Source organism: Arthrobacter sp. H-02-3 (assembly GCF_003097355.1).
In the GTDB taxonomy this organism is placed as follows: Bacteria; Actinomycetota; Actinomycetes; order Actinomycetales; family Micrococcaceae; genus Arthrobacter; species Arthrobacter humicola.
Genome location: NZ_PYUI01000010.1, coordinates 20,183 through 31,360, shown reverse-complemented (window position 1 = coordinate 31,360; position 11,178 = coordinate 20,183). Strand labels below are relative to the sequence as shown.

Sequence of the window (11,178 nt, the reverse complement as noted above, 5' to 3'; positions counted from 1 at the left end):
CGCTTTCAGGTCATGCTGGTTGATCCTTGAGCTTAAACAACGACGGCGGGTGCCGGAATTCCTTCCGGCACCCGCCGCCTGTCACTACAGTCTCCGTTACTTCTGAGTGGAGTTCGGCCACCAGTTGACGGCCTGAACGGATCCCTGACCGGCGTTTTCGGCGGAAGCCGAGATTGCCGAGGTCGCGGAGAGACCTGCGACAGCCAGCGCACCGGCGACGAGGAGTGTTGCGAGGGATTTCTTCATGAATAGCTCCTGATACGTAAGAGGCTGATGTGACTTATGTGATGCGAGTTCAGTATAGGGGCATTAGACACGCCGTGTTGTAACAATCTCGCTCGCAATTAAGAAGCTGTGTTATCCGCGCGAACCTGGACGAGTCTTGAGCTAAACCTGCGCGCAACTTGCTTGTGCGTGCTGTGCAGATGCGGTCTCGCAGCAACGGATAATGTAGGCATGACTTTGCACTCCGCTTCGCCTTCTTACGCCGCCGCTGAATTGAGGGCGTACGAGCACCGGACTAACCACGCCTTCATCCAAGCGGCGAGCAGCGCCCACGATGCCGCGGAGATAGCTCGCAGCGAGGGAGATATGGATGCCTGGTGGAACATGACGTTTCTCAAGGCCGAGAACCTTCTGGACGCCGAAGAGTTCGAGACCTGCGCCGCCCTGGCATCGGAACTGGTTGATGGCCCCCACGCGACGACGGAACGTCATGCCAAGGCACAAACCTACATATTGGTGGCCAAGGCTTGGCAGGGTGCTGGATTGCTGGAGCAGGCGGCGGACGCCGCCAGGGCCGCCGTGGAACTCGCCTCAGCTGAGGATGTCGAAACCAACGTCAAGGCCCGCCAGGCACTTATCGCTGCATTGGCGGATAGCGGCAGGCTGGATGACGCCTGGACGGAATGCCTTGGTTTGGCTGACGCGATTTCTGCCGAAGTCGACGACCAACTGATCGGCAAGGTCTACTGGGTCATCGGAAATGTGGCATTTCTCTGCAACAAGGTGCCGGAGGGTCTCGAGTATCACGAGCTCGCGGCGGCGACATTTTCCCCGGCAAGGAACCTCGATGTTTGGGCAAAATTCAATAAAGCCTCAGCAGCCATGCGACTCGCGGCAGACATAGCGGATGCGGACACCTTGCGCTGTATCGAAAGGGCGGAACTGGCCACGGACGTCATTGGCGGGAGTGCCAACGACTACCTGCTGATAAAGCTGAACCGGGCCCACTGGAATTTCTTGGCTGGCGAGGCCAAGGCCGCTATCGAGCTGTTGGATCAGATTTGCGCAGAACCGGACAAGCCCTCTCCTCAAATCCTCGGAGAAGCGTGCCTTTTGCTGGGCCGGGCACATTCTGCAATTGGCAACTCAGACGAGGCGAAGGAAAATCTGCTCCGGGCCGCGGACCACTTCACGGCTTCGGGTGCACAACAGCGTGCCGATCAAGCCCGGGAGTATCTTGCAAACGAGGCTTGAGCCCGCTGACTAACTTTCGCCTGCCTCTTAACGCGGATTCTCTTGGACATGCCGCCCCTTGGCATTGAAGACTGGACAAGACGCCATGATGTTCGGCGGTCGCGACCAAGGGTGGACATGTCCCGTCGTGGGCCTCGTGCTGCATCGCGGGACATGCCCCGTGCAGGGACCGAGGAATGGGCATAGGACCACTGGGCCCGCTGCTCGTGGTCATAGCTGGACATGTCCCGTGGTTGAGTCAGTGTGCCAAGGACAAGTCCAATGGCGGGAGTCAGGACTGGACATGTCCCGTGGTCGAATCCGGGTACGAAGAACAAGTCCAGGGCCGGGGACTAAGGCTGGACATGTCCCGTGGTGGGGGAAGCTGCAGTGGCTTTGCGTCCGAGGAATACGGCCACGCCGCCGGCCACGAGGCTCAGCGCCAGAAGTGCCCAGCCGGCCACGGTGAGCCCGGAGGCCAGGGCCACCTGACCGGCGTCGAGAGTCCCGGCGGACATCATTGCATCGATCACGATGTTGCCCCACAGCCTGACCACGGCAAAGAGCAGCGGCAATGCCCACAGCGCCCAGCGCAGGGATTTTTTGGCCACGTTGGTTCCGATCAGGAGCAGCCAGGTGAATCCGAAGATCAGCGGGAAGAGCATGCCGGCTGTCTTGTGCACATAGCTCAGCTGGCCGCGGGCGTCGGAGTCCATGGCCGCTCGCAGCTGCTCCACGAACCCCTGGTCGAAACCGCCCACCATCGAATCCGGCATCGCCTGGCCGCCCGACAGTTGCGTGAGCTGGTTGAGGGTGAGCAGATGCAGGTACCAGAACAGGAACAGGCTGGCCACGACCCCGGCGATCACAATCAGGTGGGTGTTGTTCTGTGCCTTCTGCGGGGTCCGGTCGGTGGTCGGATTGATCACCGGCGGAAGGTGGTGTTGGGGGACCGCCGCATTGGCGCCGTGCTTCTTGATCCGCTGCGCGGGTGTCTTGGCCATGGCTCCATTATCGCCCGTCCGCCTCGGCCTCCCGCGCCGGCTGTTCACTGACAACGGGCGCCGATACTCTGGAACGCGTGACCGAACTAGGAAAACACCGGCTTGGCCGGCACAGCACCGCAGATCTTGACCCGTCGCTGGATGACTACCAACTGGCCGAGGCCCTCGTCCGCGAGGCCGGCACGCTCGCGCTCTTGATGCGGCAGGCAGGGCTCGAGGGCAGGCAGAAGACGTCTGTCTCCGACGTCGTCACGGCCGCAGACCACGCCGCCGAATCCTATGTGCTGGAGCAGCTGCGGCGCTGCCGGCCCGAGGACGGCATCCTGGGCGAGGAGGGCGCCTCCGTGGCGGGCAGCAGCGGCCGGACCTGGGTCATCGACCCCGTCGACGGGACGTACAACTTCCTGCATGGATCCACGTACTGGTGCTCGGCCATCGCTTTGAAGGACCCGTCCGGTGCCGGGCTCGGCGCCATCTTCCAGCCGGAGGAGGACAAGCTCTGGCTTGGCGGGACGTCCCGGGCGGCAACGCTCAACGGCGAGAAGCTCCTCACTTTCCTCCCCGGCGCGTCCGGAGGCAAGGGAAGGTCCGACACCCCGGTCTCGGAGCTCGGCGCCGCAACGTACATCCACCCGACATGGCTCGCCGATCCGATGTGTGCCATGCCCTGGCACGCGGCAGCGACGTCGGCAGCGGCCCTTCGCATGTTCGGATCCGGCTCCTGTGACCTTAGCCGGGTGGCCGACGGCGAGCTCGGCTGCTGGTTCCAGCACAGTTGCCCCGAGTGGGACTGGCTGCCGGGCAAGGCGATCGTCGAGGCGGCCGGCGGCGCGACCGACGTCGTGCGAGTCAACGGCCTGGACTGGTTCGTCGCGGGAGGCACGACGGCGGTGGGCCAGCTGCGTGCCGCACTCGTCTCCGGGAGCGTCGGCTAGCTTCCCGCCTGCCGGACCTCCCCGGGGGACATGCTCACGGTTCGCGGCGGGGTCCGGCGGACATGCTCAATTCCTCGAGGAGAGCATCGGACAGGTTGGTCGTACGTCCACCGGCCGCGGACAGTGGTGGGCATTTCCCGCGGACAAGGCGTCCTCTCCGCCCTTCGGGGGCTGTTGCTAGTCCGGAAACGCGGCCTATACTTCCGGACATGGGGGAGCGAACACCAATTCCGGGCGTGCCTGAGGTGCTGTCCACAGGGGGAACTGACCGGGCGTGGACCCGCCGGCTGCGGGCATCAGAATGAGCCGCTATTTAGCCGAATCCGTACTCGATGAAGCTCACGGCGCCAAGCGGCTCCTCCTGGAGTCAGGTCTGGGCGCCACCCCTCAAGGACTGGTGGAAAACCCCAGCTTCTTTCACGGGTTTGCGGCAAGGCCGGACGTGGTGTCCAGCGCGCTGCTCGCCGTTGCCGACGTCGCGGCGTCGAGGTATTACGACGCAGGATTCCGGCTCAGTGATGTCGTGGACCCGGTCATGACCGCAGGCGGAGACCGCCTGCGGTGTGAGTCGTTTTCGGCATGCAATGGGGTCCAGGCGCGGCTGGACTTGCTTGGCAGCGGCCTGGACGGCGGTGAGATCGGCTTCGGAACCACCAACGTGGACATCAACAGCCCACTGCGCTCTGCGCTCGCCAACGTGCACCGGAACGAACTGCTCCACTTTGACGTCGGCCGGGACCGGCTGGTGGTTTCCACTCCCGATCAGAGCCATGTGGAACGGAAGGTGGACCTGCCCGACCGGTGGGTCCGCGGCTTCGCCGAAACACCCGCCATCGCTGCATGTATGACGCATCTGGCTGCCGTTACCGGCCCCGCCATCAGTCAGTTCTTGGCCTCCTTGCCGGCAGCCCAGCCCGGGCGCACGGTCTTCCTGCTGCCATCGGCCCGGGGATTGCGCGAAGTGGCGGCGGCGAAGCCGTCAACGGTCACGCTGGCCGGTACAGGACGGCTTGCCGCCGCCAGGCGGGTCGCCCGATTCGCCACTCGTCTGGACATCTTCCGTCACGACAACGGGGCCAGCGGCTGGGTGTTTAGGCTCCCCGGTGCCGACTTCACACTGCTGCTGTCGCCGGCGGCCGGCCGGGGTTTCTCGGGGGAAGGCGGGATCCTTGCGGCGCTCGCCGCCCCTGGCGTGATGGCAGCGGGGATGACGGTCCTGGACTTCCTTGGATGGCAGGCGGTCATTTCGACCGAGGCGCTCAGCGCAAGAACCCGGCTCGAGACGGAGCGCGTCAGCCAGGGGCTGGCCTGGTTAGGTGCGTCCGGGAAGGTGGGTTTCGACCTGCTGGAAAATGCCTACTTCCACCGGGAACTGCCGCTGGACCAGGACCGGACGGTCAAGGACCATCCGCGGTTGCAGGCAGCCCGCGGCATTGTGGCCCGGGGCGGGGTATCCCGGTTGGGGGACCGCTGGGATGTCCTGGCCGCAGACGGAGTGTATGTGTACCGGGTCACGGCCGGGGCCGGACTCTACCAGTGCACCTGTGCCTGGTGGTACGACTTTCGCGGCTCCCGGGGTCCCTGCAAGCATGCGCTCGCCGTTGAGCTTGTGCGGCGCGAGACGGCACCGGGCCACGGACCGGAAAACACGTGACGGGGCCGGAGGGCCGCGGCGACCCGCCGCTCGTGCAGGAAATACGCCGGCTCGCCACAGCCGAAGACTGGATTGCCCTTCGCGAATACATCAAAGCGCCCCCGCCGACTCAACTCGCCGAGACGAGGACGTGGTTCGCCAAAGGCGGCCGGACCCTGCTCACCCAGGACCTGGACTGGCGGCTCCATGGGGTCATCAGCCCTGTTGACTCGCGCTCCCGGTCAATTGTCAGGGAGATGGTCACCGTGGCCGTCAGCGCACCTGCCGATGTTGCCAGGTTCCTGCCCTGGCGGGCGATGGCATGGAACCGCAACGTCCACATCCTGATGTTGTTGGATGTTCTTGTTTCAAAAGGCGACGACTGGTGCCGGCGCTTCGTGGCCGCGGCGATCAGCCGGAACGCACGAGCCGGCAAGGAGAGCGCCACCACCGTCATCCGTTATTGCCTGCCGCTGATTCTGCACTTTGGAGTTGCCACTGAAAAATTTGAGGCCTATCCGCGGCTTTGGGCGTTCTATTATCGGGAGCTCGCGGCCGGCCGGCTGCACGAGGTCTGGAACGATGAGATTGCGGCGGACTTCGAGTACCCCGGTTGGTCTGGACTGGGGTTCCGCATCGATCCCGCCGGACGCGCGGTGGTCTTTCCTAAGATGCAGAAATCGTTGCTGGAGTTGTGGGATCAGGATCTGACCGCGGCGAACACACTCCTGCGTTGCTTTGACCTGCCGGACGCGCTGGGACCCCTGGCCAGGGTAGGAATGCCGAAAGAGTGGACCGTCGGGGCTGCAATCCGCGGCTACCTCAACAGGAGAACCTTCCTTAGCGAAGAGGTCTTCGGCAAGCTCCGCACGGCACTCGCACGCGACGATGGACTCCCGACCCAGCGAGTGCTTGCCGATGTCCTGAAGTCATGCCCGCCCAGTCCTGGGGAGGTCGCCGCCAGCATTCCGCTCCTGCTGTCCACAGTCGCCACAGCCCCCGGATTCCTGTCCTTCCCGGTTCTTGGACTCTTGGTCCAGGCGCCCATGGACGGCGGCGACCTCTGCGACCTGAGCGTTGCCGTGTTCGGCCGGACGGAGAAGAAGGCCCAGGAGCTTTTGGTTCGGCACCTCAAATCGCTCCAAGCTTCGCAGTCATGCGACGGCGACGTCCTCGCCGCCTGCTGGAAAGCGGCGGCGGGATCCGCGGATCTATTAGTCCGGGCGACGGCGCAGGAGATGGCGGGGGGACCTGTGGCCACGGTCCGGGAAGAGCCGCTGGACGCCACATCGCTCTGGGGAACGGGGGTCCGACAGCCTCCAGAAATTCCCCGGTACGTGGCTCAAGAGGTCGTTTCGAAGAATCCGCTGCCACGATGGACCGGGCCGCGCGAGCATTCCGTCGCCGAAGAGCAATACATTGATCGCTTCCTGCGGACCGTTTACCGCCGTGCCCCAAACGTCCGGGACTGGTATCGCCAAAGATTTGCTGCTCAGACCGGCTACGCAGATTGCGTCGAGCAATACCGTGCACTTGCGGGGGCGCCGACCAGCTGGCGGCGCTGGGCCAGCCCGGGCCCGGAGGTCGCCTTGGCGACGTGGGCGTCAGGAGAGCACAACCTGGCCGCTCACCGGAATCTGACCGCATTGGTCCGGGCATCACTGTCCCACCCCTCGGGTACGGACGACCCATTTGGCTCGGCGAGTCCTTTGGCCGCAATCCACATACTTCGTCAAAGCGAGTTGATGGTCCAGGCAGGAACGGTGCCCTACTCCCTGGCCACACCGAGTTATGACAACTTCCGTGTGGAACTGGGCCGGCTGGTGTCACTTCTGCAGCTCTTTGAGCGTGAAGGCTGGGCCTATGGAGAAGCAGACCTGTTTCAGGCGCTCTTGCGGCTGGGGCCGATGGATGCGGGGCTGGCAGCCGAGATCCCTGAATTGCCCGTCCTGCCATTAGACGGCCCGGACGGGCAGGAGCGGCATGCCGGGCAAATTCTCCGCGAATGGGTCGGAGGAGGAGGATTCAAGCCCCCTCCGGTGGAGGCTCCGCTGACCTTGCCGGTGTCTTTGGAACGGTTTCCGTCGATCCCCCCGGAGTTGCTCTCGCCTGAGGTGTGGAGCGGCAGCGGACGCGGACATCTGGGTACCTGGCTCGCCTGTGAAGCCTCGGCCGTTGTGCCCTTCTGGCCGGATCTGGGCGCCATCTGGTTGGGTCGGCGGGTGGTCTACGGCGGGCTCGTCGCACTCGGGGAAGGAGGACCAGCGGGGGCCACGGCCGGAGAACTCGGGCAACTGACTCACGATTGGTTCATTGCCATGCTCGCCAGTCACCGCTCGGACGACAGGAGTAGCACCCTTGGAACGGTGCTGGAAATGGCCGCGAGGCGCCAACTGTCAGCCGAAAACCTGGCCCTGGCTGCACGAAAGCGCTTCGAGGCCGGCGACCATTCGCTGGGCCGGCTGGTGAGGGCAATGGCACTGGTGGCCTATGAGGGGCATCTGGACTGTGTCTGGCCGGCGCTCGCCGCCCTGGTGGTGGCGTCCTCCAAACAGCAGAGGCTTCCTGCCGGGACCAGTGAACTGCTTGCCACCTGCATGGAGTTGTGGGAATCCATTCCTGCCGATCACCGGACAACGGCGACTAGCGCAGACTTCACAGTGGCCGTCCGGACGCTAGCCGGAGCCAAGACCGCCACTAAGACGGGGCTGGAAGCGAAGCGGCTCGCGTCGCGGATGGGGCTCACGCGCTAAGCCAGTTGGGGGTACTCCCGAGGAATACCGCGGCGCCGCCTGCAAGCAAGCTCATTCCCTGGCGAAGTTCCAGTGGGACATGCTCATTTTCGCGGCTAGGACTGGGCACGAGGGGAGTATGTCCATTGGTCACAGGCGGCGGAGGACATGCTCGTTCCGCTGTGCCGTGTCCGTGGGACATGCTCATTGTTCGCGATGGGGTCCGTGGGACATGCTCATTCTTCGCGGCCAGAAGTGGGCACAAGGGGAGTATGTCCATTGGTCACAGGTGGCGGAGGACATGCTGGATCCGCTGTGGCGTGTCCGCGGGACATGCTCATTCTTCAGAACAACCTCGGTGGTCTTCGGAACAACCCGGGTCTTCTCCGGAGCAGCGGGACATGCTCATTCTTTGCGGCCAGGAGTGGGCCTAAGGGGATTATGTCCGGTGGCTGCGGGCAGCGGAGAGCATGTCCCGAGGGGCGGACGCGGCTGTCAGCGCCACCGCCTAGACTTAGATACACCATGGATATGTTGTTTGACCCTTATGCTGACGGACCCTTCCAAGCTGCCTCCAAGGCGGCGGCAGGAACCAAAGAGCCTTCCGGGACCGGCCTTCCGGGGCTGGATTCAGGGGCCGGCTTTGGCATGGACGGCAACGGCTTCGGCCCGGGCCATGCTCTCGGCAGCGCCCCTGGCAGCGCCCCTGGCAACGCCTGGGACCGTCCGCAGCTTCCGAACGCGAGCGAGCTTCTCGAAGGCCTGAACCCGCAGCAGGAAGAAGCCGTGAAACACGCCGGCAGCGCCCTGCTGATCGTGGCCGGCGCCGGCTCTGGCAAGACCCGGGTGCTCAGTAACCGGATCGCCTACCTGATCGCCACGGGCCGGGCGCACCACGGCGAGATCCTGGCCATCACCTTCACCAACAAGGCCGCGGCGGAGATGCGGGAACGCATCGAGGTCCTAGTCGGTGCCCGGGCGAAGACCATGTGGATCTCCACCTTCCACTCCTCCTGCGTCCGGATCCTGCGCCGCGAGGCGAAGAACGTCGGCCTCAATTCCAACTTCTCCATCTACGACTCCGCGGACTCGCTGCGCCTGATCACGCTCGTCGCCAAGAACCTGGACCTCGACCCCAAGCGCTTCGCCCCCAAGGCCATCCAGCACAAGATTTCCGCGCTGAAGAACGAGCTCATCGACGACGACTCCTACGCCTCCAGCGCCAACTACAACGATCCTTTCGAGCAGGCCGTCGCCGAGGTCTTCAAGGGCTACACCCAGCGCCTCCGCCAGGCCAACGCGATGGACTTCGATGACCTGATCGCCCAGACCGTCTACATGTTCCGGGCCTTCCCGGCGCTCGCCGACTCGTACCGGCGCCGCTTCCGGCATGTCCTCGTGGACGAATACCAGGACACGAACCACGCCCAGTACGCCCTGGTGCGCGAGATCGTCGGCGAGGGGCCCGAGGCCTCCGAGCTCACCGTCGTGGGCGACTCCGACCAGTCCATCTACGCCTTCCGCGGCGCGGACATCCGCAACATCGTGGAGTTCGAGAAGGACTACCCGGACGCCCGGACCATCAAGCTGGAGCAGAACTACCGCTCCACCCAGACCATCCTCAGCGCCGCCAACTCGGTCATCTCGCGCAACCCCAACCGGCCGGAGAAACGGCTCTGGACGGCCGAGGGCGACGGCGAAAAGATCGTCGGCTACGTCGGCGAGAACGAGCACGACGAAGCGCAGTTCATCGCCAAGGAAATCGACCGGCTGCAGGACGAGGGCAATCTGCGTCCCGGCGACGTCGCCATTTTCTACCGCACCAACGCCCAGTCCCGCTCGATCGAAGACGTCCTGGTGCGCGTGGGCCTGCCGTACAAGGTGGTTGGCGGCACCCGCTTCTACGAGCGCAAGGAAATCAAGGACGCCCTCGCCTACCTGCGGGTTCTGGTCAACCCGGACGACGACGTCAACCTCCGCCGGATCCTCAACGAACCCAAGCGTGGCATCGGCGACCGTGCCGAGGGCGCTGTCGCTGCCCTTGCCGAGCGCGATCGCACTTCCTTCATGACCGCCGCGAGGCGCGCCGACGAAGCCCCGGGCATGGCAACCCGCTCGGTCAACGCCGTGCTGGGCTTCGTGAAACTCCTCGACGACCTCACCGAGGTGGCCTCCGGCTCGGGTGCCGCCGCCGCCCTGGAAGCCGTGCTCGAACAGACCGGCTACCTCGCGGCGCTGCGCTCCAGCACGGACCCCCAGGACGAATCGCGGGTCGAGAACCTGGCGGAACTCGTCGCCGTCGTGCGCGAATACGAACGCGACAACCCCGAAGGCTCCCTCGGCGCCTTCCTGGAGCAGGTGTCCCTCGTGGCCGACGCCGATCAGATTCCCGATGCTCCCGGGGCAGATATTGACGCCGCGGTGGCCGAGGCCAAGCGTCTGGGCGTCGTCACGCTCATGACCCTGCACACGGCCAAGGGGCTGGAATTCCCGGTCGTGTTTCTCACCGGTATGGAGCACGGGCTGTTCCCGCACCAGCGCTCCGCCACCGATCCCAAGGAACTGGCCGAGGAACGCCGGCTGGCCTACGTCGGGCTCACCCGCGCCCGGAAGCGCCTCTACCTCACCCGGTCCGAGGTTCGCAGCATGTGGGGCCAGAGCCAGTACAACCCGGCCAGCCAGTTCATCGAGGAGATCCCGGCCGAACTCGTGGAATGGAAGCGGGAAGGCGCCAGCCGCCAGAGCGGCGGCTGGGGGAGCGGCCCCGCGATCGGTTCCAGCCGCTACAGCGGATCATTCTGGGGCGCCGGAACGCCCCGCGGCGCCGGCCCGTCTGCGGGCTTCAACGCCGATGTTCCCGCCGCCGTGGCCAAGAACAGGGTCCAGCCGCAGAAGGAAATCGTCGCCGTCAGCGTGGGGGACAAGGTCAACCACACCAGCTTCGGCAACGGCACCGTCCTTGCCGTGGAGGGCGCCGGGGACAAGACGGTCGCCAAGGTGAAGTTCGACGTCGGGGAGAAGCGGCTGCTGCTGCGCTACGCGCCGCTGACCAAGCTGGACGCCTAGGGGAGGTGCCCGGCACCGCCAGCGCACGCGCCGGAAGGCCGTTGCGCATGACCGCTCGCCGGCCCCCGCCGAGCACGCATCTGCCGGCCGCCGCGCATCTGCTGGCCGCCGCGCATCAGCCGGCGCCTGCGCCGGCTCCTCCCGCCTACGTTACGAAGGCGCATCTGACACGGCCTCACGGCCGGTCCGCACGCCGTCGGACACCCCAAAAACCGCGTAATCTAGCGGTTTTTCTACGCTCCATAGAATAGTGTCCTTACTCACATAACGGGTACTCTGGAACGGGCTGGTCCGATCGAAGGACTAGAGTTCCCAGAGGAGCATTGCGCCGTGTGGCTCGTTTCCAAGCT

Annotated in this window: 7 protein-coding genes; 5 read left to right on the top strand and 2 right to left on the bottom strand. The window is 65.1% G+C overall.

Annotated features, from left to right (window positions below; genetic code table 11):
* Nucleotides 1-96 precede the first annotated feature (96 nt).
* Nucleotides 97-246, bottom strand: a complete 150-nt coding sequence (locus tag C9424_RS21430; RefSeq protein ID WP_161958223.1) for a hypothetical protein — start codon at nucleotides 244-246, stop codon at nucleotides 97-99.
* Nucleotides 247-456: 210 nt separating this feature from the next.
* Here C9424_RS21430 and C9424_RS11335 point away from each other — a divergent pair, with 210 nt between their 5' ends.
* A complete protein-coding gene (locus C9424_RS11335) occupies nucleotides 457-1,479 on the top strand; it encodes a hypothetical protein (RefSeq protein ID WP_116766944.1) in 1,023 nt (340 codons plus the stop codon).
* A 332-nt stretch (nucleotides 1,480-1,811) separates the two neighbouring features.
* Here the strand turns inward: C9424_RS11335 and C9424_RS11330 are convergent, their stop codons facing one another.
* Nucleotides 1,812-2,462 carry a hypothetical protein gene (locus C9424_RS11330; RefSeq protein ID WP_116766943.1) on the bottom strand — a complete coding sequence of 217 codons (651 nt, stop codon included), beginning with the start codon at nucleotides 2,460-2,462 and terminating at the stop codon, nucleotides 1,812-1,814.
* 77 nt (nucleotides 2,463-2,539) lie between these two features.
* Here C9424_RS11330 and C9424_RS11325 point away from each other — a divergent pair, with 77 nt between their 5' ends.
* From C9424_RS11325 to pcrA, 4 genes are all read left to right on the top strand, one after another.
* On the top strand, nucleotides 2,540-3,397 hold the full coding sequence (locus tag C9424_RS11325; RefSeq protein WP_116766942.1) for an inositol monophosphatase family protein: 858 nt from the start codon (nucleotides 2,540-2,542) through the stop codon (nucleotides 3,395-3,397).
* Between the two features lie 301 nt (nucleotides 3,398-3,698).
* The gene (locus C9424_RS11320; RefSeq protein ID WP_116766941.1) at nucleotides 3,699-5,051 is read left to right on the top strand and encodes an SWIM zinc finger family protein; all 1,353 of its coding nucleotides are present in this window, start codon (nucleotides 3,699-3,701) and stop codon (nucleotides 5,049-5,051) included.
* Nucleotides 5,048-7,783 (top strand): hypothetical protein, encoded by a 2,736-nt coding sequence (locus C9424_RS11315; RefSeq protein ID WP_116766940.1) that lies wholly within the window; start codon nucleotides 5,048-5,050, stop codon nucleotides 7,781-7,783. The genes C9424_RS11320 and C9424_RS11315 overlap by 4 nt, the downstream gene beginning before the upstream one ends.
* Before the next feature lie 504 nt (nucleotides 7,784-8,287).
* The gene (gene pcrA, locus C9424_RS11310) at nucleotides 8,288-10,828 is read left to right on the top strand and encodes a DNA helicase PcrA (RefSeq protein ID WP_116766939.1); all 2,541 of its coding nucleotides are present in this window, start codon (nucleotides 8,288-8,290) and stop codon (nucleotides 10,826-10,828) included.
* The last annotated feature ends 350 nt before the right edge of the window (nucleotides 10,829-11,178 follow it).

Excerpts from the sequence above, each read along its gene's own strand:
- C9424_RS21430 (WP_161958223.1), bottom strand. The coding sequence starts at position 246 with ATGAAGAAATCCCTCGCAACACTCCTCGTCGCCGGTGCGCTGGCTGTC.
- C9424_RS11335 (WP_116766944.1), top strand. The coding sequence starts at position 457 with ATGACTTTGCACTCCGCTTCGCCTTCTTACGCCGCCGCTGAATTGAGG.
- C9424_RS11330 (WP_116766943.1), bottom strand. The coding sequence starts at position 2,462 with ATGGCCAAGACACCCGCGCAGCGGATCAAGAAGCACGGCGCCAATGCG.
- C9424_RS11320 (WP_116766941.1), top strand. The coding sequence starts at position 3,699 with ATGAGCCGCTATTTAGCCGAATCCGTACTCGATGAAGCTCACGGCGCC.
- pcrA (WP_116766939.1), top strand. The coding sequence starts at position 8,288 with ATGGATATGTTGTTTGACCCTTATGCTGACGGACCCTTCCAAGCTGCC.